Here is a 22523-nt window from a genome sequence, read left to right as displayed (position 1 = left end):
CTGACTTGCCCTCTGGGGCAGCCGCCCCCATCACCGGCCTGTCCCACGCTGCCCCTGAGACGTCTCGAAAGGAGGATGCGCGGGCGTCCCCTGCGGCTTCTGCCGTCGGCGTCGACCGCCTGCGCGCCCAACCATGGAAGTCATCACCACCGGAATCGGTGTACTCCTCGCCGTCGTCCTGCTCGTCGCGCTCGGCGTGGTGTTCATGGTCAGTCGGTTGTTCCGCAAGGTCGAGCAGGGCAAGGCGCTGATCGTCTCCAAGGTCCGGCGGGTCGACGTGACCTTCACCGGCGCGGTCGTGATGCCCGTGCTGCACAAGGCCGAGATCATGGACATCTCGGTCAAGACGATCGACATCGAACGGACCGGCAACGAGGGTCTGATCTGCCGCGACAACATCCGGGCCGACATCCGGATCACCTTCTTCGTCCGGGTCAACAAGACCGTCGAGGACGTCATCAAGGTGGCGCAGGCGATCGGCACCGCGCGGGCCAGCGACCGGGAGACGTTGCAGGAGCTGTTCAACGCGAAGTTCTCCGAGGCGCTCAAGACGGTGGGTAAGCAGCTCGACTTCGTCGACCTCTACACCAAGCGTGACGAGTTCCGCGACCAGATCATCCGGGTGATCGGCACCGACCTCAACGGCTACAGCCTGGAGGACGCGGCGATCGACTTCCTGGAGCAGACGCCGATGTCGCAGCTCGACCCGGCGAACATCCTGGACGCCCAGGGCATCCGGAAGATCACCGAGCTGACCACGCAGGAGAACGTCCGGACCAACGAGTTCCGGCGCAGCGAGGAGAAGGAGATCACCCGCCAGAACGTCGACGCCAAGGAAGCGATTCTTGAGCTGGAGCGACGGCAGGCGGACGCCGAGGCCAAGCAGCAGCGCGAGATCGAGACCGTACGGGCTCGCGAGCAGGCCGAGATCACCCGGGTACGTGCCGAGGAGCGGCTGCGCGCCGAGACCGCGAACATCCGTACCGACGAGCAGTTGGGCATCCAGCACGAGAACCGGGCCCGCGAGATCGCGGTGGCCGAGAAGAACCGCGAGCGGGTCATCGCCATCGAGACCGAGCGGATCGAGAAGGACCGCCTGCTGGAGGTCATCGGCCGGGACCGCGAGACCGAGCTGAGCACGATCGCCAAGAACAAGGAGGTCGAGGCCGAGAAGCGGGCCATCGCCGAGGTGATCCGGGAGCGGATCGCGGTGGAGAAGACCGTGGCCGAGCAGGAGGAGAACATCAAGCGGCTGCGGGTGGTCGAGGAGGCCGAGCGGACCCGCCAGGCAGTGATCATCCAGGCCGAGGCCGAGGCGCAGGAGAACCTGGTCAAGGACATCAAGGCGGCGGAGGCAGCCGAGGCGGCCGCCAAGCACAAGGCCCGCGAGGAACTGGTGCTGGCCGAGGCCCGGCAGCAGGCCGCCGAACTGGACACCCGGGCGAAGATCCGGCTGGCCGAGGGCATCCAGGCCGAGACCGCTGCGGCCGGCCTGGCCGAGGTGCAGGTCCAGGAGCGCAGCGCCGAGGCGATCGAGAAGGTCGGCCGCGCGGAGGTTGCGGTGGAGCGGGAGAAGTTGCTGGCCGCCGCCGACGCGGTACGCGAGAAGCTGAAGGGTGAGGCCGAGGGTCTCACCGAGAAGGCCGCCGCGATGGCCGCGCTGGACGACGCCACCCGGGAGCACGAGGAGTACCGGCTGCGCCTGGAGTTGGAGAAGGAGGTCCGCCTCGCCGGGCTGGACACCCAGCGGCAGGTCGCCGAGGCACAGGCCAAGCTGGTCTCCACCGGCCTGGAGAAGGCGAACATCGACATCGTCGGCGGGGACAGCGTCTTCTTCGACCGGCTGCTCAGCTCGATCTCGTTCGGCAAGAGTGTGGACGGTTTCGTGGCCCACTCGGACGTGGCGCAGAACCTGACCAAGCCCTGGTTGGACGGCAGCGCCAGCTTCACCGACGACCTGACCCGGATGATCGGCTCGCTGAACAGCGCCGACGTGCAGAACCTCACCCTGTCGGCCTTCCTGGCGCAGCAGATGCGCGCCGGTGGCGCCGACCAGGGCAAGCTCCAGGAGCTGCTGAAGGCCGCACAGCGCCTGGGGGTGGCGGAGACTCCGGTCGCCGCCCTGACCGGCTCCAGGCAGCGTGCCGGTGAGTGAGCCGACCGCCGGTTCGGCCGCTGGGCGTACGTCCAGCGGCCGGCCGGGCCCGGCGCCCCTGATCGACGAAGCGGAGGCGGCGGTCCCGACGGCCGGAGCAGACGGGACGACCGGCTCGCCGGGCGCTGCCCCGGGACTGGACGACGGCAGTTACGAGGTGCTGCGCAGGCGACTCGCCACGCAGGCCGCCGAGCTGGCCCGGCGGGCGGAGGCGCTCAACGCCCGACGGCTGGAGGTCTTCGGCAGCACCGAACTGCGGCTGCTGAGCACCGAGCGGATCCGTACCGAGCACAACTGCGTACCCCGGGACATCGTCTCCGTCGGCGGGCTGATGCTGTTCGGCTACAACGTCTTCATCGGGTTGAAGCCGGAGACGAGCGTCGACGACGTCTTCTCCCTGCACCGGTTCGTCCGCGAGCCGGTCACGGACGCCTTCCGGTTCGACGAGGCGGGCCACGACGAACTGCCCGGCCTGCTGCGCCACCCACAGTTCGTCCGCGACTTCTCCGAGCTGTACCGCTACTACCGGCAGGCCCGGCTGCTGCAACTGCGTCGGGTGGACGGCCGACTGCTGGCGGTGTTCCAGACCGGGCCACGCACCGAGGACATCCGGGTGCTGCGCTGGCAGGTCGGCGTCGACGGGGTGCCGGAGTACCTGGACAGCCGGGGCGAGCGGGATCACGTCTTTCCGCCCAGCCACGACTTCGAGTGGATCGAGACCACCCGCGAGGACCACGTCCTCGGCCGGCACCCACACATCTCCATCGGCGGCGAGGTCTTCGTCGAGACGGTGGGTGGCACGCTGACCGTCAAGGTGGAGAACAACACCGAGGTCGGCGAGGGCATCTACAGCGAGCCGGTGGACGAGCCGTTGCAGAGCCTCGCCGACGCCGACGTGCACTGGGCCCGGGTCGGTACGTTGATCCTGATGCGGCTGCGGCCGTACAAGGAGACGCAGTGGCGGCACCTGGTCTTCAACACGATCACCCGTGAGGTGGTCCGGCTCGACGGCATCGGGGTGGCCTGCCAACGGCTGCCCGAGGACCACGGCATCATCTTCCCCGGCGGCTACCACCTCGCCACCGGTGTCACCCGGACCTTCGACGCCGAGGTGGCCGGTCTCGAATTCGAGCGGGTGGTGCGCTCGCCCAACGGCGAGGACGTGCTCTACGTCTTCCACGCCCGCGCCGACGGGCGCTCGCTGCTGCTGCCGTACAACGCGATCCGCAAGGAGGTCGCCGCACCGATCCCGTGCCACGGGTTCTCGCTGTTCGACGACGGCACGCTCGTGGTGTTCCGGGCCGTCTCCGAGGAACCGACGCGGGTCCACCCGATGCAGATCTGGCAGACGCCGTACGTCTCCGACGCGTACGCCGCCGCGCAGCCGGCCGGCACCGGGCCGTTGGAGCGGGTCGGCAACGCTGACCTGGTACGCGGCATCTCCGACTCGCTCTCGGCGGCCCGGATGGTCGAGGGCACCGCCACCGCCGAGGTGTACGAGGCGTTGATCGCCGCCTGTGGCCGGATCGGGGATCACTACCACTGGCTCGGCGAGGAGGAACTCGGCGACCTGGCCACCCCGTTGGCCGGGCTGCGGCGTACCGCCACCGCCGTGCTGGAGGAGCACGAGAAGGTTCGTACGCTCACCGAGCGGGCCCGCGCCGAGGTGGAGGCCAGCGCCGAGCAGATCGCCTCGCTGGCCCGCCGGGCCCGGGGTGAGGCACCCCTGACCGCCGACGACTGGGTGGCCCAGTTGGGTGGCCTGCGGCGCGCCCGGGGACACCTGGAGACGCTGCGCGAGCTGCGCTATGTCGACCACGCCCGGATCGACGAGTTGGCCGGACGGCTGGACGAGGAACTGGCGGTGGCCGGCCGCCGGGCGGTGGAGTTCCTGCGCCGGGACGAGGCGTTCACCGGCTACCAGCAGGAGGTGGACCGGCTCGCCACCAGGGCTGCCGAGATCGGCACGGTGGCCGAGGCCGGCACGGTCGGCGACGAGTTGGCCGCCCGTACCGAGGGCCTGCAGACCATCACCGACGTGGTGGGTGGGCTGGACATCGCCGACGCGACAGTCCGTACCGCGATCCTGGGCCGGGTCGGCGAGGTGCTGGGCGCGGTCAACCGGGCCCGCGCGGTGCTCGACAAGCGCCGTCGTGAGCTGGCCGCGGTGGAGGGACGGGCCGGGTTCGCCGCCGAGTTCGCGCTGCTCGGGCAGGCGGTGGCCGGTGCACTGGCGGCGTCCGACACCGCCGAGCGTTGCGACGAGCAACTCGGCCGGCTGTTGCTGCGGGTGGAGGAGCTGGAGTCGCGGTTCGGCGAGTTCGACGACTTCCTCGCCGAGCTGGCCACCCGGCGTACCGACATCTACGAGGCGTTCTCCAGCCGCAAGCAGGCGCTGCTGGACGAGCGGGCCCGCCGCGCCGACCGGCTGGTCGCCTCCGCCGAGCGGATCATGGTCAGCGTGCACCGGCGGGCCGGGACGCTCGGCTCACTGGACGAGATCAACACCTATTTCGCGGCCGATCCGATGGTCGGCAAGCTGCGTACCGTGGTCGAGGAGCTGCGTACCCTCGGCGACGCGGTGCGGGCCGAGGAGCTGGACGGCCGGGTCCGCGCGGCCCGCCAGGAAGCCGGGCGCGGCCTGCGCGACCGGCTCGACCTGTACGCCGACGGCGGCGAGACGATCCGGCTGGGCCGGCACCGCTTCGCGGTGAACACCCAGCCGATCGACGTGGCGGTGGTGCCGCACGACGGCCGGATGGTCGTCGCGGTGACCGGCACCGACTACCGCGCCCCGGTGCGCGACGAGCAGTTCCAGCAGACCCGCCGGTTCTGGGACCAGCTGCTGGTCTCCGAGTCGCCGCAGGTGTACCGGGCGGAGCACCTGGCCGCCACCATCCTGTCCGCCGCCGAGGCGGGCCGCGACGGGCTCACCCTGGACGCGCTGCACACCGCGGCGGTCGACGGTGACGACCTGCGCGAGCTGGTCCGGCGGATCGCCGAGACCCGCTACGACGAGGGGTACGAACGCGGCGTGCACGACCACGACGCCGCCGAGATCCTGCGGGTGCTGCTGCGCCTGCACGCCGGCGCGGGACTGCTGCGCTACCCACCGGCCGACCGGGCCGCGGCCTGCCTGTTCTGGCGGTACGGCACCGACGAGGCGACCCGGACGGCCTGGACGGCGCGAGCCGCCTCGCTGGCCCGGGCCCGCGAGCGGTTCGGTCGACCCGACGGCGAGGACGCGGCCGACCGGCTCTGCGCCGAACTGGCCACCGCGATCGACGGGTTCCTGCGGGAGACCGGGCTGCCCGTGCCGACCGGCGGGACCGGGCTGGCCGGGGAGTACCTGTTCGCGGAGCTGTCCGTGCCGCCGGTACGGTTCGTCACCGGCAGCGGGGCGCAGACCATGCTGGAACGGTTCCGGCGGGCGCTCGGTGGAGCACAGTCCCGTTCGTCCCGGGAGTTCGACGACGACCTGCGGGCGCTCGGCGGTGACCTGGCCGGCCGGTACCAGCTGGTCGACGCCTGGCTGACCGCGTTCCTCGCCACCGACGACGGCGCGCTGTCCTCCTACGACCTGCCGGAGGCGATCGCCGTCGAGTTGTGCGGCACCGAGCTGCCCCGCTCCGACAGCGCCGCCGCCATGACGGAGACCGTCGGCGGCCTGCTCGGCGCGCACCCGCGCATCGAGGGCTCCACGCTGGACGTCCGGCTCGACGAGATGTTGGCGCGTACCCGTGCCTTCCGCACCGAGCTGATTCCGGCGTACCGCGCCTACCAGCGGCAACGCAACGCGCTTGTGGACGCCGAACGGGACCGGCTGCGGCTGGACGAGTACCGGCCGAAGGTGATGAACGCCTTCGTCCGCAACCGGCTGCTCGACGAGGTGTACCTGCCGCTGATCGGGGACAACCTGGCGCGGCAGCTCGGCGCGACCGGTGACGGCAAGCGGGTCGACCAGTCCGGCCTGCTGCTGCTCATCTCCCCGCCCGGTTACGGCAAGACCACCCTGATGGAGTACGTGGCCAGCCGGCTCGGCCTGGTCTTCGTCAAGGTGAACGGGCCGGCCCTGGGTACGAAGGTCACCTCCCTGGATCCGGCGGAGGCGCCCGACGCCACCGCCCGCCAGGAGGTGGAGAAGATCTCCTTCGCCCTGGAGTTGGGCAACAACGTCCTGCTCTACCTGGACGACATCCAGCACACCAACCCGGAGCTGTTGCAGAAGTTCATCTCCCTCTGCGACGGGCAGCGCCGGATGGAGGGCGTCTGGAACGGCCGTACCCGCACGTACGACCTGCGCGGCAAGCGGTTCGCGGTGTGCATGGCCGGTAACCCGTACACCGAGTCGGGCAAGCGGTTCCGGATCCCGGACATGCTCGCCAACCGGGCCGACGTGTGGAACCTCGGTGACGTGCTCTCCGGCCGGGAGGAGGTCTTCGCGCTCAGCTACATCGAGAACTCGCTGACCGCCAACCCGGTGCTGGCACCGCTGGCCGGGCGGGACCGCGCCGACCTGGAACTGCTGGTCCGGATGGCCCGCGGCGACGACAGCGTACGACCCGATCAGCTGTCGCATCCGTACCCGCCGGTGGAGTTGGAACAGATCGTCTCGGTGCTGCGCAAACTGCTGCGGGTGCAGCAGGTGGTGCTGGCCAACAACCAGGCGTACATCGCCTCGGCGGCGCAGTCCGACGACGCGCGTACCGAGCCGCCGTTCCAGCTCCAGGGCTCGTACCGGAACATGAACAAGCTGGCCGAGCGGGTCGTACCGGTGCTCACCGACGACGAGTTGGAAGCGGTGATCGACGACCACTACCTGGGCGAGGCGCAGACCCTGGCCGCGGGCGCGGAGGCGAACCTGCTCAAACTCGCCGAGCTGCGCGGCCGGCTCACTGGCGAGCAGGCCGCCCGCTGGGCCGAGGTGAAGGACGCCTTCCGACGCACCCGGGCCCTCGGCGGTGCCGGCGACGACCCGGTCGACCGGGCGGTCGGCGCACTCGGTCTGCTCGCCGACCGCGTCAACAGCATCGCCACCGCCCTCACCCGCACCACCGACCGGTAACGCCACCAGGTCGGCCCGTGCAGGTTCAACCCTGCGGACGGCTTGATCATGCTCGATCCAGGATCGAGTGGTCAACCAGCAAGGTGATGCCACTCGATCCTGGATCGTGGTGCCCCGGCGAGGTTCTGCGGCAGGTGGAGTCGGCGCGGTCAGCCGGTGATGTAGTCGCGTAGTTCGCCGGTGAGGACCTTGCCGGTGGCGTTGCGGGGCAGGTACTTGACGAAGACGACGTCGCGGGGCACGGAGAACCGCGCCAGGTAGTGCCGGACGTATTCGCGGACCGCGTCGGCGTCGAGGGTCTCGCCGGGGTACAGGTGGAGGAAGGCGGCGAGCCGCTGACCGTACTCGGGGTCGGGTACGCCGACGACGGCGGCCTCGCGTACCTGCGGGAGTTGGGCGAGCAGGTGTTCCACCTCGGCGGGGAAGACGTTCTCCCCGCCGGAGACGATCATGTCGTCGGCTCGGCCGTCGACGAAGAGGCGACCGTCGGCGTCGAGTCGGCCCAGGTCGCCGGTGTCCAGCAGGCCGTCGTGGCGTTCCCGGTCGGCCCCGGAGGTGTACCCCTCGAAGAGCATCTCGTTGCCGACGAAGACCCGGCCGACCTGACCGGTGGGGACCGGTCGACCGTCGTCGTCGAGGATCGCCAGCCGGGTGCCGTGCGGCGGACGGCCGGCGGTGGTGGGTGCCTGGCGCAGGTCGGCGGGGACGGCGATGGAGGCCCAGGACGCCTCGGTGGAGCCGTACAGGTTGTAGAGCACGTTGCCGTACCGGTCCATGAAGGCCGAGGGCAGGCCGCCGGGCAGCGCCGATCCGCTGACCGCCACGATCTTCAGGGGCGGCCGGGGGTCCGGCGGTGGCACCTCCATCAGGCGTTGCAGCATCACCGGCACCGCGAACAGTGCCTGGCAGCGGTGTCGTACCAGGGCGTCCAGGGTGGCGGCCGGGTCGAAGCGGCGGTGCAGCACGATGGTGGCCCGCAGCGCGAGGCAGACCTGCAGGGCCGCGTACCCCCAGGTGTGGAAGACCGGCGCGGCGATCATCACCCGGTCGCGGACGTGCAGCGGGATCCGGTCGATGATGGCGACCAGCGGGCCGAACCCGGTGGGGGTGGGGCGACGGGCGCCCTTCGGCGTCCCGGTGGTGCCGGAGGTCAGCACGATGATCCGCCCGTCCCGTTCGGGTGGATCCAGTTGGCCGGGGAGGGCGGTGCGGATCAGGTCCTCCCGCGCCCGTTCGTCGACGCGGTGCAGGTCGGCCGGTAGCCCGAGGAGCCGTTCGGCGAACTCGTCGTCGTGCACCAGGACGCGTAGCCGCTGTTCCTCGGCCACAGTGGTCAGCTGTGCGGGGGAGAGGCCGGTGTTGATCAGCACCGCGTCCGCGCCGAGCAGGGTGGCGGCGACGATGGTCTCGACCAGGCCCGGATGGTTGCGGCCGAACACGCCGATCCGGTCGCCGGCCGCCACACCCAGTCCGGCGCGGAGCGCGCGGGCCAGTCGCAGGCTGCGCTCCAGCAGGTCGGCGTAGGTCAGCTCGGTGCCCTGGTCGTCGATGATCGCGATCCGGTCGGGGTCGCGGGCGGCGGCCTGGCGAAGTTCACCGGCCAGGCTCCAGCCCCAGGTGCGTAGTGCGTTGAGCTGGGAGGCGACCCGGATCGGGCGACCCGGGGCGAGCAGGCCACGCCGGGTCAGCGTGGCGACGATGAATGGCAGCTCCACGACCGCGTACCTCCTTCGGTTGCTCGCCCGGAAGGCTCGAAGCCCTTTCGATCATGCATCGGGAGCCAGCCGGCCGCCACGCGGCGCCCGCCGCCCCACGCCCGCTTCGGCCCCCCACTCAGCGTCGGTCGGCACCCGGTGAAGGGGTACCGGCCGGCGGCACCGCCGCGACCGTGAGGTCTGCGGCGGTGGCCGGGCCGGGCTCGTCAGCGGATCTGCATGCCGGAGATCGCCCGGGAGATGACCAGGCGCTGGATCTCCGAGGTGCCTTCGAAGATGGTGTAGATCTTGGCGTCCCGGTACCACCGCTCCACCGGGTGGTCACGCAGGAAGCCGGCCCCGCCGAGCAGTTGGACGGCCTTCTCGGTGACCGAGACGGCGACCTCGCCGGCTTTGAGCTTCGACATCGAGCCCTCGCCGGCGGTGAACGGCCGGTTGTTGCGCCCCATCCAGGAGGCCCGCCAGACCAGCAGCCGAGCCGCGTCGATCTCCATCTTCATGTCCGCGAGGGTGAACGCGACCGCCTGGTTGGTGATGATCGGCCGGCCGAACTGGACCCGGTCCTTGGCGTAGTCGAGGGCGTACTCGTAGGCGGCCCGGGCGACGCCGAGCGCCTGGGCGCCGACGGTGGGCCGGGACAGCTCGAAGGTCCGCATCGCGGCCTGGCCGGAGGCGCGTTTGCCGGCGCGGGCGCGGGCCAGCCGCTCGTCCAGCGTCTCCTTGCCGCCGAGCAGGCAGCGACCCGGGACGCGGACGTCGTCGAGGAAGACGTCGGCGGTGTGCGAGGCCCGCAGGCCCAGCTTGCGCAGCTTGCGGGTGGCGCTGAGCCCGGGGGTGCCCGGCGGTACGACGAACGCGGCCTGGCCGCGCGAGCCCAGTTCCGGGTCGACCGAGGCGACCACCACGTGCACCCCGGCGATCCCGCCGTTTGTGGCGTACGCCTTCTGCCCGCGCAGCACCCACTCGTCGGTGGCTTCGTCGTAGCTGGCCCGGGTGCGCATCGCGCCGACGTCCGAACCGGCCTCCGGCTCGCTGGAACAGAAGGCGGCGACGGCCGGGGAGTCGACGTCGCCGAAGCACTGCGGCACCCATTCGACCAACTGGTCGGGGGTGCCGGTGCCGTAGATCGCGGCGACCGCGAGCCCGGTGCCGAAGATGCTCAGGCCGATGCCGGCGTCACCCCAGAAGAGTTCTTCGCTGGCGATCGGCAGGGACAGGCCGGTCGGGTCGGCCCAGCAGGTGGCGAGGAACTCGAAGCCGTACAGCCCGACCTTCGCCGCCTCCTGGATCAGCGGCCAGGGAGTCTCCTCGCGGGCGTCCCACTCGGCCGCGGCCGGGCGCACGACCTCGGCGGCGAAGCCGTGCACCCAGTCCCGCAGATCCCGCTGTTCCTCGTTCAGGTCGAGCGAGAACTCGACCATCTCAGGCCTTGGGGATGTCGAAGAGGTTCGCGATGTTGGCAGCGAGGCCCAGGTCGCCCTTTGCCTTGAGCTTGCCGGTCATGAACATCATGACCGGGTTGGCGCCACCGGAGACGACCTTGAGGAAGTCGACCGGGCCCAGGGTCAGGCTCAGCCGCGGGTCGTGCTGCGGGGTCTCGTTGACCGTGCAGGCACCGTCGGCGACGACCACCTCGTAGGTGTCGGTGCCGCCGTCGGGGGCACCGGTGATGTTCCAGTGGATGACCGCGTTGGTCGAGCCGGCCCGGTCGGCCCGGAACAGCTGCGGCATCCGGCCGAAGACCTCACCGAGGATCTTGCCGCGCAGCTCGCCCGACATCACCTCGTTGAGCTTGCTGTCCGGCGTGGACTTGACGAGCTGAGCGAACTCCTTCGGGCCGACGTTGGCAAAGTTGGCCGGGTCGAAGTCAGTCATGGAAGCACCTCTCGGGCAGTGGTTACTCAGGCGTAACCTTACGTGTGAGTAGGTATGCTGGCAAGGTGTCCACCAGGCCCACCTTCAAGCGCTTACCCAGGGCCGTCCGTGAGCAACAGATGCTCGACGCGGCCGTCCGGGTCTTCTCCCGCCATGGGTACCACGGTGCCAGCATGGACGAGGTCGCGGAGCGTGCCGGCATCTCCAAACCCATGGTCTACGCCTATCTCGGCACCAAGGAAGAGCTCTTCATCGCCTGCCTGCACCGGGAGGCGACCCGGATGATGGAGGCGATCGCCGGGGCCGCCGTGCCCGGCCTGCCGGCCGACGAGCGGCTCTGGCACGGGCTGCGGGCGTTCTTCGGGTTCGTCGGCGCACACCGCGACGGCTGGGCGGTGCTCTACCGGCAGGCGCGCGCCGAACGGGCGTTCGCCGACGAACTGGCCGGGATGCGGGCGAGGATCGTCGAGGTGGTCGTCGGGATGCTCGACCACGCACTGCGCGCCGAAGGGCGCGAGGTGGCCGAAACCGAACTGGAAGTGGTCGCGTACGCCCTGGTGGGCGCTACCGAGTCGCTCGGTGACTGGCTTGCCGACCACCCGGAGGCCGACCCGGAGAAGACCGCCACCCGGATGATGAACGTCGCCTGGCTCGGCGCGGGACAACTCCTGCACGGCGTCACCTGGCATCCGCCCGAGCGGTAAGGAAGGGCACCTTATTAACGCCTGGTGTAGAGGAAGGGCCCCCTCTTAACATTCGTGGTCTACACCGCGGGCAGCCCGACGGTGAGCGCGGTGCCGCAGCCAGCGGATCAACTCCAGCCCCAGGGTGATCACGAGCGACAGACCGATTCCCGCCAGGATCCCGTGCAGCGGGTGACGTTCGAAGGCGAGCCCGCCGAAGACACCGAGCAGCACACAGTAGAAGGCCCAGGTGACCGAGCCGATCAGGTCGAACAGGAGGAACGACCGCAGCGGGTAGCGGACCGCTCCCATGGTCAGGGTGACCGCCGTACGCCCGCCGGGGACGTAGCGGGCGGCGACCAGGATCATGCCGCCGCGTCGGTCCACGGCGCGTCGGGCCCACTCCGATCCGGCCCGGCGGCGGCTGTCGACCGGCGAGTGGTCGAGCTTGCGCGATCCGCCGCCGCGCCCCACGGCGTACGAGAGGTGGTCGCCGGCCGCGGCGCCGAGCGTGGCCACCACGAGCAGCAGCGCGAGGTTCGGCTCACCGCCGGTGGCGAGCACGGTGGCCGTGATGACCGCCGCCTCGGCCGGCACCAGCGGGAAGATCGCGTCGACCGTGGTGAGCCCGAACAGCAGCAGGTACACCCAGGGCGAGGTGAGGGTCTGCCGGAGCAGGTCGATCGCGGCTTCCATGACTCCATGCTCGGGGCACCGACCGTTAAGAAGGGGCCCTTCCTCTACACCAGGCGTTAATAAGGTGCCCTTCCTTACACCCTCGCGAGCAGGTTTTTGTCGGCGGCGGTGGGGCCGTGGGAGGTGAGTACGACGGGTGCGCCGAGCGCCTCGGTCACCGCCTGCGGCCAGTCGGTCGGTGAGTCGTCGTCGTACACCGGGCGGGCGCGCAGCAGCCGGGCGGTCAGTGCGGCCTGCCGGTCGAGATCGCCGGGCGGGCCGGGCAGCAGCCGGTCCAGCCCTTCGTAACGACGGCAGATGCGCAGGTCGAGGCCGCGTTCGGCGAGATCCAGGTGGGTCAGCGCCAGGCCGTCGACCCCACCGGCGGCCGCCAGGGCGTACGCGTGCGCGACCGCGTCGAAGTGACCGAACCGGAAGCGCCCCTGCCACGGGTTGGTCGGGTTGTGCGGATCGGTCAGCGGCAGGGTCGGATCCTCGGTGACCAGCGGTCCCGGCCCGTGTCGGGTGGTGACCGTCCGCAGCACACCGAGCCGGCTCGCCGCCCCCGCCTGCCCGGCCTCGGTCAGCAGCGCCTCGGCGTTGGCGAAGGTGGTGGTGCTCCACGTCGTGTACGGGTGGAAGCCGTGCCACTCGTCCAGCAGCACCCCCTGCGCGCCCTCGAACACGCACGGCCCGGCCCGCAGCGCCCCCGCCAACCAGGAGCGGTCGACGACCGCCACCCGCTCGGCGAAGGCGGTGAAGGCCGGCAGGCAGTCGTCGACGGGCGGTGCGTCCAGCGGGCCGAGTTCGGCGGTGAGCCGGTCCCGCAGCGCGGTCAACCGGCGGCGTAGCCGCTTCGGGCTGCGGCAGTCGGCCACCCGGGGCGCCTCGTCGGGGTGGGCGAGACCGTACGCGACGGCCTCACCCACCCCCAGCCCGCAGGAGCCGTGCCGGTCGGCTCCCCGGGACAACTCCCGCGCCCGGTTGGCGGCCCGGTGGTACGGGGTGGCCAGCAGCGCCTCCCCGTCCACGGTCAGCCGGTCGAGCGCGTCGGGCACCCCGACGTCGGCGAGGTGGTCGGCCTCGGCGGCCAGTGCCAGCGGGTCGACGACGACGTGCCGGGACAGGTGCGTCCACACGCCGGGGTGGAACGTGCCCGCGCCGAACTGGGCGAAGGTGTGGTGCCGCCCGTCGCGCAGGACGACATTGTGCGCCGCCTGCGCGCCCCCGTTGAAGCGGACCACGGTGTGCACCGGCCGGGTCGCGCAGAGCCAGTCCACGACCGTGCCCTTCCCGGCGTCGCCGTACCCGAGGTCGACCACGATGGTGTGTTCGTCGTCCAGCCCGTCCCGGCCCGTCATCAGCCCGTTCACAGCCGCACGACTCCGCCACGGCCGGTCCCGGTGGCCGGCAGCCGGGACGTCTCGGTACGTCGGCCGGTGTTGCCGATGCGGGCCAGCGCCTTCGACACGGTGCCGGTGGCCGTCGAGCCCGCCCGGTCCAGGTCGCGCAGGCCGGTGTCGAGGTCGATGGCCTGCTCGCCGAGGCCGACGGTGAGCGCGATGGTCTCGCAGACCGCGTCCAGGTCGTCGAGTTCCAGGGCGTTCTGGCCGAGCAGCCCGCGCCAGAAGTCGAGCACCTTGCGGTTACCGGCGTAGTGGCTGCCGGCGGGGAGCAGGTAGTAGGTGTCCCAGCGCCGGGTCACCTCGTCGACGATCTGCTGCACCGGCATGTCCTTGCGCAGGTCGCCGCCGATCCACCGACTCACCTCGGCCGACTTCACCTTCGAGTACGCCAGTTCGTCGCCGATGATGAACAGGTAGCCGCGGCGGCCACGCTTCTCCCAGCTGTCGGTGACGGTGTGCCGGGCCATGAAGTAGAGCGCGAGCTCGTACGACTCCATCATCTGGCCGCCACCGCCGCCCTCCAGCACGATCCGGCCGAGGTCGTCGTCCATCCGGTTGTCGGACTCGAACTGGCCCACCTGCAACGGGACCCGGTCACAGGTGGCGTCGCCGATCGCGCCGAACATGATCTGCGGGTCGCGGGCGTACCCCTGGCGCAGCAGCAGACCCAGCAGCTGCGGCAGCTTGGCCTGGAGCGTACGGGGCACGTGTCCCATCGAGCCGGTCACGTCGAAGAGCACGGCGACCGGGGTCGACTGCGGGTGCTCGGCGGAGTCGCGGCTCTCCCGCACCGAATCGCGCGGGTCCAGCGCCGGGTGCACCTTCCGGGCCCCGCTGTCGCTGTAGGCGAACGCGCTGGTGCCGGTGGCCCGGCGGTACCGGTCGGCGGCGTCGTACACGTCGGTGGACCACATTCCGCTGCCCATGGCAGCCTCCTTAGGGGTTGAGGGTGAAGGGTCGGAAGGTGCGGGGGCCGTAGAGGCGTTCCAGCACCTCGTCGAGTTCGCCGAGCAGTCGCCAGGCGTCGTCGGGGCGGGCGGCCAACTGAGGCTGCTGGCAGCCATTGACGAAGGCGCGCAGCTCGGCCGGCGCGTGCCGCCCCATCAGCCAGTCCATGCAGCGCACCGCCATGGCGATGTCGGTGCCCGGTCCGGCGGGGTGGCGACCGGTGACCTCGGGCGGGTACCAGTCCTGGTAGTCGGGGACCAGCGCCGGCACGACGCCGCCGGTGTCCGTGGAGAAGCACCAGTCGACCAGGACGACGCCGTGCGCGTCCGGCTCGATCAGCACGTGCGGCGGCAGCACCGCGCCGTGCACCAGGCCCGCCCGGTGGGCCAGGCCGAGCGCCACCAGCAGCCGCCGCCACATCCAGGCCACGTCCCGGGCGTCCAGCCCGTCCGGGTACGCCCGCCGCACCTCGACCAGGCTGTGCAGGCGGGGGGCGGTGGCGATGACGTTGATCCGCCGTTCCGCTCCGGTGGCCGCGTCCCGGTGGGCGAAGCTGTCGACCAGCCGGGGCACGTACGGCAGCCAGCGCGGATCACCGTGCTCGGCGAGCCGGCGCAGCGCGCGTTCCTCCTGGAGCATCAGGTCGTTGTCGTTGGCGGCACGGGGCAGCTTGAGCAGCCGGTCGTCGCCGACGTCGTACAGGTCGGCGAGGTCACCGCAGTGCGCCGGCCGGCCACAGCGGTAGCCGTTCAGCTCGGTTACGTGGCGGCTCCGCCAGCGGGTGGTCACCTCGACGAAGGCTGCGGTGGCCTCGGCCTGGAGGCCGGGCCCGGCCAGGCTGAGCCGGTCGGGGTGCAGAGCGGCGACCAGTTCCCGGTAGCGGCGTTCCGGTGCGTCGACACCGAACAGTTCCTCGTCGTCGCGGGCCGCGCCGACCAGCCGGATCGCTTCGGCGGTGGTCATCGCACCGCCTCCTCGCGGGCCGGACGCAGCAGCGCCGGGTGCAGCAGTTGGGCGTCACCGGCCCGGTAGAGCCGCGCCCGCGGGCCGCCTCGGCTGCCGCCGCGTTCGGTGCTCGCACCGGTGCTCTCCACGAAGCCGGGCACCGACAGCACCTTGCGGTGGAAGTTGCCCGCGTGCAGCGGCTGGCCCCAGACCGTCTCGTAGACCGACCGCAGCTCGCCGATGGTGAACTCGGGCCCCAGGAAGCGGGTGGCCAGCGGGGTGTATTCCAGCTTCGACCGGGCCCGCTCCAGCCCGTCGGCGACGATCTGGCGGTGGTCGAAGGCGAGCTCCCGGTTGGCCAGCCCGCTGACCGGCAGCCAGACCGCCTCGTCGGCGTCGGTGCCGGCCGCCGCGTCGGGCAGGTCCGGTGCGAAGGCGAGGTGCGCGACCGAGACGATCCGCATCCTCGGGTCGCGCTCGGGAGCGCCGTAGCTGGCCAACTGCTCCAGGTGTACGCGGCCCAGCCGGTCGTCGCCGAGGCCGGTCTCCTCGGCCAGCTCCCGCCGCGCCGCGCCGGCCAGGTCCTCGTCGGGTCGGACGAAGCCGCCGGGCAGGGCCCAGTGACCCGCGTAGGGCTGCTCGCCGCGGCGGATCAGCAGCAGGTGCAGCGCGCCGTCGCGGATGGTCAGGGCGACCACGTCGACGGTGACCGCGATGGCGGGATAGTCCCGCGGGTCGTACGCGGCGAGGAAGTCCTGCTCGTTCACCATTGGGTCACTCTCACTCCGAGAACATCTCTATGTGAGAACAACTTACCGCGAAAATGAGGGCCGGGCAAGTGCCCGGCCCTCGGTCAGCGGATGGTGCCCACCAGATGAGGTCGTCCCCGCTGGTCATGCAGCGCGAAATCCCAGTCGTCACCCTGTCGGCCGGCGCTGAACGCGACAGTGCTGGGCAGCGACACCGGGAGCTTGAACGCCACCTGCACCGTGTACGCCTCCGGCAGTCGGCTCTCCAGGGCGGCCAGACACCGCGCCTTCGTCCACATGCCGTGTGCGATAGGCCGAGGGAAGCCGAGCAGCCGCGCACCCAGCCGGGAGGTGTGGATCGGGTTGTGGTCGCCGGAGACCCGGGCGTACTCCGTACCGACGCGGGGTTCGACCCGCCACCGGGCGGAAGCGGCCGGCGGCGCGGGCGGCTCCGCCCGGTCGCGCCGCTCACCGTCGCCCGGTGTGCGCTGCCGCCAGAGGTACGTCGACACGCCGTTCCACACCTCCTCCCCGTCGACCGAGCCGACGAGTACGACATCCACCTGCCGCCCCCGGTCGTGCGGGCGCAGGTTCTCCGCCCAGGCGGTGAAGTCCAGCCGGTCCGTGACCGTGATCGGCCGGTGCACGGTGATCCGGTTGCCGATGTGCACCACCCCGGTCGGCGGGATCGGGAACTCCGGCGCGGTGATCAGGCGCAGCGCCAACGGGAAACCCATGACGTGCGGAAAGGTCGCCGGCAGCGTGTCGGCCAACCGGAACCCGCAGACCCGGTCGTAGTCGGCCAGCCGCTGCGGATCCACGGCCACCCCGCCCACCGCCAACTCGACCGCCGGCACGTCGGCACCGCGCCGGCCGCCCAGCCCGGGCAGCGTGCCCAACAACGCCCGCCGGTACAGCGGCCCCGGCGCGGGCAGCCGGGACAGCTCCACCCGCGCCCGAGCCGCCGGCTGCCCGGCCTCGGAGGCGGCAGCGGGCCCCACTACCGACGCGGCGGCGCTGGTCAGGTCCTGCGTGACCCCTGGATCGGGTCCCGCACCGACGCGTGCGGCGGCGCTGCTCAGGTCCTGGGTGGCGTCCAGATCACGGCGTTCGTCGGCGAACGCGGCGGCCAGGATCTCCGGGGTGAGCGCCTCCGTCGGCCCGTCGATCAGCTCGCCGACCGACAGGTCGTCGGAGGGCTCCTCGTGCGGACTGCGCCGGGCCATCACGCCCCCAACAGGCTCTGGCCGCAGACGCGGACCACGTTGCCGCTGATCGCGCCGGACGCCGGCCAGGCCAGCCAACTGATCGTCTCGGCGACGTCCACCGGCAGCCCACCCTGGGCGAGGCTGTTCATCCGGCGACCGGCCTCCCGCACCACGAGCGGAATCCGGGCGGTCAGCCGGGTCTCGATGAACCCGGGCGCGACCGCGTTCACGCTGATCTGCCGCTCGCGCAACGCCGGGGCGAGCGAGTCGACCAGCCCGATCACCCCAGCCTTGCTTGTGGCGTAGTTGGTCTGACCCCGGTTGCCGGCGATCCCGGCGATCGAGGAGACACCGACGATCCGCCCACCGGCCGGAATCAGCTCACGCTCCAGCAGCAGGTCGTTGATCCGCTCCTGACTGGACAGGTTGACGTCGATGACCTGGTTCCAACGGTCGGCGTCCATCCGGCCGAGGGTCTTGTCCCGGGTGATGCCGGCGTTGTGCACCACCACGTCCACCCGCCCGTGCCGGCCGGCCAGATATTCGGCGAGCCGGGTCGGCGCGTCGGCGGCGGTCAGGTCGAGCTGCACCGCGCTCGCACCGATCTCGTTGGCCACCGAGGCCAACTCGTCCCCGGCGGCCGGGACGTCCAGCGCCAGCACTGTCGCGCCGTCGCGGGCCAGCACCCGGGCCAGCGCCGCACCGATCCCCCGGGCCGCCCCGGTCACCAGCACCACCTGCCCGTCGAGCGGGCGGTCCCAGTCCACCGGCGCGGTCGCCTGGCCGGCACCGACCCGGATCACCTGACCCGAGACGTACGCGGACCGGCCGGAGAGCAGGAAGCGCAGGGTCGCCTCCAGGCTGGTCCAGGTGCCCTCGTCGGCCTCGCGGGTGACGTGGACCAGTTGGGCGGTGATGCCCCGGCCGAACTCCTTGCCGATGCTGCGGGTCAGCCCTTCGAGGGCGCGCTGGGCGGTCGCCTCGCGGGTGCCGGCGCACTCGGCCGGCGGAGTGCCCAGCACGATCACCCGGCCGCTGGGCTGCACCGCCCGCGCCTGCGGGTGGAAGAAGTCGTAGAGCTGGCGCAGCCCGGTCGAGTCGGTGATGCCGGTAGCGTCGTAGACGAGGGCGGCGCTGTCGGGCGTACGGCCGGTGGTCGGGTCGGGCACGGCGGTGGCCGGATCGCGCAGGGCGAGCCCGGCGGCGGCCAGGATCCTGCCCACCGGTTCGGTGAGGCGACCACCGGAGGCGGAGCCGAGCAGGACCGGCCCGGGAAGAATGGGCTCGCCGGGGGCGTACCGGCGCAGCCGCGGCGGATCGGGCAGGCCGAGGCGCTTGACCAGCGCCCGACCGGCGCCCGACTGGACGAAGCTCGCGTACCTGTCGCTCATAGGCGTAGCCTACTGGTGAGTAAGGTGCGGGCAACCCTTTCGAGGAGGCGGATCGTGCAGAACGTTCGACGGGTCGCGGTGATCGGCGGTAACCGCATCCCCTTCGCCCGCTCCAACTCCCGCTACGCCAGCGCCAGCAACTCCGACATGCTCGGTGCCGCGCTGGACGGCCTGATCGCCCGCTTCGGCCTGGCCGGGCAGCAGGTCGGCGAGGTGGTCGCCGGTGCGGTGCTGAAGCACTCCAAGGACTTCAACCTCACCCGCGAGGTGGTGCTCGGCTCCAAGCTCGACCCGCGCACCCCCGCGTACGACATCCAGCAGGCCTGTGGCACCGGCCTGGAAGCCGCCATCCTGGTCGCCAACAAGATCGCCCTCGGGCAGATCGAGGTGGGCATCGCCGGTGGCGTCGACACCACCTCCGACGCCCCGCTCGCCATCAACGAGGACCTGCGTCGCACCCTGCTCCAGCTCAACTCCGCCCGGACCCTCGGCGAGCGCCTGAAGATCGCCGCGAAGCTGCGCCCGGCCCAGCCGTTCAAGCCGGAGATCCCGCGCAACGCCGAGCCGCGTACCGGACTGTCCATGGGCGAGCACGCCGCCCAGACAGCGCTGCGCTGGAACGTCGACCGGCAGGCGCAGGACGAGTTGGCGCTACGGTCGCACCAGCGCCTCGCCGCCGCGTACGACCGGGGGTTCTTCGACGACCTGATGACCCCCTACCTGGGGCTCACCCGCGACCAGAACCTCCGCGCCGACACCACGCTGGAGAAGCTCGCCACGCTCAAGCCGGTCTTCGGCGCGAAGGGCCCGGACGCCGAGCGGGCCACCCTGACCGCCGGCAACTCCTCCCCGCTGACCGACGGCGCCTCCACCGTGCTGCTGGCCAGCGAGCAGTGGGCCGCCGAGCACAACCTGCCGGTGCTGGCCTGGTTCTCCTGGTCGGAGACGGCCGCGGTGGACTTCGTCCACGGTGACGAGGGCCTGCTGATGGCCCCCACCTACGCGGTGCCCCGGCTGCTCGCCCGAGCCGGCCTGACCTTGCAGGACTTCGACTACTACGAGATCCACGAGGCGTTCGCCGCACAGGTGCTGGCCACCCTCGCCGCCTGGGAGTCGAAGGAGTTCTGCGCCGAGCGGCTGGGCCTGGACGAGCCGCTGGGCGCGATCGACACCGACAAGCTCAACGTCAACGGCTCCTCGCTGGCGGCCGGGCACCCGTTCGCCGCCACCGGCGGACGGATCGTCGCCACCCTGGCCAAGCTGCTGGCCCAGAAGGGCAGCGGTCGCGGGCTCATCTCGATCTGCGCCGCCGGCGGCCAGGGCGTGACCGCCATCCTGGAACGCTGATCGATCGCTGCCCGCCAGGGTTGTTGACCTCCGACTCCGACCTGGTCGGAGCTATTGGCAGACATCTCTACTGTGGACCACAGCCTGCGCCCCGGAGCCACCGGCGGCGCGCTACCAAGGAGTGGTCATGACTGGTCAAGCCGCCCTGCTCCGCACCTCCATCGTCGCCCTGACCGCTGCGCTCGTGGCCAGTGGCTGCACGTCCGCTGACACCGGCCCGGAGTCCGCTTCCAACGCGGCCCCCGGCGCACCCGCACCTGCCGAGCCGACCCCCGACGCCGAGCCGACCCCCGCTGCCACGCCCGCCGCAGTCGATGCCAGCAAGGGCGGTTCCACCGACGGTGGTGCGACCGGAGGCGGCTCCACCGGCGGTGGCTCGACCGGGGGTGGCTCGACCGGCGGGGGACAGTCCGGGACCAAGGCGGGTAACGGGCCGACCATCACCTACTTCCGGGTTGCCCAGAAGCCCTCCTGCCCGGCCGGTACGAACGTCAACCCGATCCCCGGCACGCCGGTCGTCCTGGAGTGGAAGGTCGCCAACGTCGACTCCGTCGCCCTCTCCGTCGACGGCGGAGGGATTTACGCCGACAACTACCCGCCCACCGGCAGCGAAACGCTGACCTTCCCCTGCGAGGGAGCCGGGGGCGACACGCAACGGCACACCTACCAGCTGACCGTCCGCAACTCTCACGGCAAGCAGACGAAGACCCTGGCGGTGACCGCGACCGTGAATGACGTGCCGGAGGTCTGACCCGCGGGCCGGCGGTGGCGTGCTTCGTCCGCGCCAGTAGTTCGACAAGCACCTGCCCCGCCGTGCGTTCTCACCCCTGAGCGGGGCTCGTCACGGTGAGGGGCGGTCGAGGGCTTGCTGGTGGGTGCCGGAGAATGGGCGGGTGACGACGATCCCGAACGTGCTCGCCAACCGGTACGCCTCGCCCGAACTGGTCGCCCTCTGGTCTCCGGAGGAGAAGATCCGGCTGGAGCGGCGGCTCTGGCTCGCCGTGCTCCAGGCCCAGCGGGACCTCGGCGTCTCGGTGCCCGACGGGGTGGTCGAGGCGTACGAGCGGGTGTTGGACGACGTCGACCTGGACTCGATCGCGGAGCGGGAGCGGGTGACCCGCCACGACGTCAAGGCGCGGATCGAGGAGTTCAACGCCCTCGCCGGGCACGAGCACGTGCACAAGGGCATGACCTCGCGGGACCTCACCGAGAACGTCGAGCAGCTTCAGGTACGCCGCTCGCTGGAGCTGATCCGGGACCGGGTGGTGGCGACGCTGGCCCGGCTGGCCTGGCACGCCCACGAGTACGCCGACGTGGTGATGGCCGGCCGGTCGCACAACGTCGCGGCGCAGGCCACCACGCTGGGCAAGCGCTTCGCGTCGGCCGCCGAGGAACTGATCATCGCGTACGAGCGGCTGACGGATCTGATCTCGTGGTACCCGCTGCGGGGCATCAAGGGCCCGGTGGGTACCGCGGCCGACCAGCTGGATCTGCTCGACGGCGACGCCGAGAAGGTGGCCGAGTTGGAGCGGCGGGTCGCCGAGCACCTCGGCTTCAGCCGGGTGCTGGACAGCGTCGGGCAGGTCTACCCGCGTTCGATCGACCTGGCGGTGATCTCCGCGCTGGCGCAGGTGGCGTCGGCCCCCTCATCGCTGGCCACCACGATCCGGCTGATGGTCGGTCAGGAGTTGGCCACCGAGGGCTTCAAGCCCGGCCAGGTCGGCTCCAGCGCGATGCCGCACAAGATGAACACCCGATCGTCGGAGCGGGTCAACGGCTTCGCGGTGATCATCCGTGGGTACCTGTCGATGGTCGGTGAGCTGGCCGGCGACCAGTGGAACGAGGGCGACGTCTCCTGCTCGGTGGTGCGCCGAGTGGCCCTGCCCGACGCCTTCTTCGCCGCCGACGGGCTGTTCCAGACCTTCCTCACCGTGCTTGACGAGTTCGGTGCGTACCCGGCGGTGATCAACCGGGAGTTGGAGCGCTTCCTGCCCTTCCTGGCCACCACCAAGATCCTGGTGGCTGCCGTCCGCCGAGGCGTCGGCCGGGAAACCGCCCACGAGGCGATCAAGGAACACGCGGTCGCCGTGGCCCTGGCCATGCGCGAGCAGGGCAGCCCCGACAACGACCTCTTCGACCGCCTGGCCGCCGACCCTCGCCTGGGCCTGTCCCGCCCCGAGATCGACGCCCTGGTAGCCAACCGCGCCGCCTTCGTCGGTGCCGCCCCCGCCCAGATCCAGGCGGTAACCACCCGCATCTCCAAGATCGTCCAGTCCCACCCCCAAGCCGCCACCTACACCCCACCCCCCATCCTCTAACCCCTCCCCTCCCCTCCCCCCCCCCCCCCCCCCCCCCCCCCCC

General features: G+C 71.6%; 15 protein-coding genes and 1 pseudogene. 6 read left to right on the top strand and 10 right to left on the bottom strand.

What is annotated here, in order from left to right:
• Positions 1–133: 133 nt before the first annotated feature.
• Together EG812_RS19135 and EG812_RS19130 are read left to right on the top strand one after the other, a co-directional pair.
• Entirely contained in the window at positions 134–2155 is a 2022-nt protein-coding gene (locus tag EG812_RS19135) for a flotillin family protein (RefSeq protein WP_013730850.1), read from the top strand.
• A complete protein-coding gene (locus tag EG812_RS19130) occupies positions 2148–7220 on the top strand; it encodes a DNA repair ATPase (protein WP_199743909.1) in 5073 nt (1690 codons plus the stop codon). Before EG812_RS19135 ends, EG812_RS19130 begins: the two co-directional genes overlap by 8 nt.
• 149 nt (positions 7221–7369) lie before the next feature.
• On the opposite strand, the gene EG812_RS19125 is transcribed toward EG812_RS19130, so the two are convergent.
• The 3 genes from EG812_RS19125 to EG812_RS19115 all read right to left on the bottom strand — a co-directional run bounded on the left by EG812_RS19125 (position 7370) and on the right by EG812_RS19115 (position 10810).
• Positions 7370–8935, bottom strand: coding sequence for an AMP-binding protein (locus EG812_RS19125; protein ID WP_126712374.1), 1566 nt, complete (start codon positions 8933–8935; stop codon positions 7370–7372).
• A 206-nt stretch (positions 8936–9141) separates the two neighbouring features.
• Positions 9142–10356, bottom strand: a complete 1215-nt coding sequence (locus tag EG812_RS19120) for an acyl-CoA dehydrogenase family protein (protein ID WP_126712373.1) — start codon at positions 10354–10356, stop codon at positions 9142–9144.
• Between the two features lies 1 nt (position 10357).
• Complete coding sequence (locus EG812_RS19115) at positions 10358–10810, bottom strand: SCP2 sterol-binding domain-containing protein (RefSeq protein WP_126712372.1); 453 nt, start codon at positions 10808–10810, stop codon at positions 10358–10360.
• Positions 10811–10875: 65 nt separating this feature from the next.
• Between EG812_RS19115 and EG812_RS19110 the strand changes: the two genes are divergently transcribed.
• Entirely contained in the window at positions 10876–11514 is a 639-nt protein-coding gene (locus tag EG812_RS19110) for a TetR/AcrR family transcriptional regulator (RefSeq protein WP_126712371.1), read from the top strand.
• A 45-nt stretch (positions 11515–11559) separates the two neighbouring features.
• Here the strand turns inward: EG812_RS19110 and EG812_RS19105 are convergent, their stop codons facing one another.
• From EG812_RS19105 to EG812_RS19075, 7 genes and pseudogenes are all read right to left on the bottom strand, one after another.
• Positions 11560–12189, bottom strand: coding sequence for a DedA family protein (locus EG812_RS19105; RefSeq protein WP_126712370.1), 630 nt, complete (start codon positions 12187–12189; stop codon positions 11560–11562).
• Between the two features lie 25 nt (positions 12190–12214).
• Positions 12215–13529 (bottom strand): annotated as a pseudogene (locus tag EG812_RS19100) (adenylosuccinate synthetase).
• An 8-nt stretch (positions 13530–13537) separates the two neighbouring features.
• Entirely contained in the window at positions 13538–14500 is a 963-nt protein-coding gene (locus tag EG812_RS19095) for a hypothetical protein (protein ID WP_043719232.1), read from the bottom strand.
• A 10-nt stretch (positions 14501–14510) separates the two neighbouring features.
• Positions 14511–15485, bottom strand: a complete 975-nt coding sequence (locus tag EG812_RS19090) for a protein kinase family protein (RefSeq protein WP_013730859.1) — start codon at positions 15483–15485, stop codon at positions 14511–14513.
• Positions 15482–16237, bottom strand: coding sequence for an NUDIX hydrolase (locus EG812_RS19085; RefSeq protein ID WP_013730860.1), 756 nt, complete (start codon positions 16235–16237; stop codon positions 15482–15484). Before EG812_RS19085 ends, EG812_RS19090 begins: the two co-directional genes overlap by 4 nt.
• Before the next feature lie 83 nt (positions 16238–16320).
• Positions 16321–17442 carry a MaoC/PaaZ C-terminal domain-containing protein gene (locus EG812_RS19080; RefSeq protein WP_233579551.1) on the bottom strand — a complete coding sequence of 374 codons (1122 nt, stop codon included), beginning with the start codon at positions 17440–17442 and terminating at the stop codon, positions 16321–16323.
• Complete coding sequence (locus EG812_RS19075) at positions 17442–18815, bottom strand: 3-oxoacyl-ACP reductase (protein WP_126712368.1); 1374 nt, start codon at positions 18813–18815, stop codon at positions 17442–17444. Before EG812_RS19075 ends, EG812_RS19080 begins: the two co-directional genes overlap by 1 nt.
• Before the next feature lie 54 nt (positions 18816–18869).
• Here EG812_RS19075 and EG812_RS19070 point away from each other — a divergent pair, with 54 nt between their 5' ends.
• The 3 genes from EG812_RS19070 to purB all read left to right on the top strand — a co-directional run bounded on the left by EG812_RS19070 (position 18870) and on the right by purB (position 22480).
• Positions 18870–20162, top strand: coding sequence for an acetyl-CoA C-acetyltransferase (locus tag EG812_RS19070; protein ID WP_126712367.1), 1293 nt, complete (start codon positions 18870–18872; stop codon positions 20160–20162).
• A gap of 127 nt (positions 20163–20289) precedes the next feature.
• Positions 20290–20913 carry a hypothetical protein gene (locus tag EG812_RS29105; protein WP_158632523.1) on the top strand — a complete coding sequence of 208 codons (624 nt, stop codon included), beginning with the start codon at positions 20290–20292 and terminating at the stop codon, positions 20911–20913.
• 142 nt (positions 20914–21055) lie between these two features.
• Positions 21056–22480 carry an adenylosuccinate lyase gene (purB, locus tag EG812_RS19060; protein WP_126712365.1) on the top strand — a complete coding sequence of 475 codons (1425 nt, stop codon included), beginning with the start codon at positions 21056–21058 and terminating at the stop codon, positions 22478–22480.
• The last annotated feature ends 43 nt before the right edge of the window (positions 22481–22523 follow it).

The organism is Verrucosispora sp. FIM060022 (assembly GCF_003977705.1).
Classification (GTDB): domain Bacteria; phylum Actinomycetota; class Actinomycetes; order Mycobacteriales; family Micromonosporaceae; genus Micromonospora; species Micromonospora gifhornensis.
The sequence above is the reverse complement of the archived record's forward strand: the minus strand, read 5'-3'. Positions and strand labels throughout refer to the sequence as shown.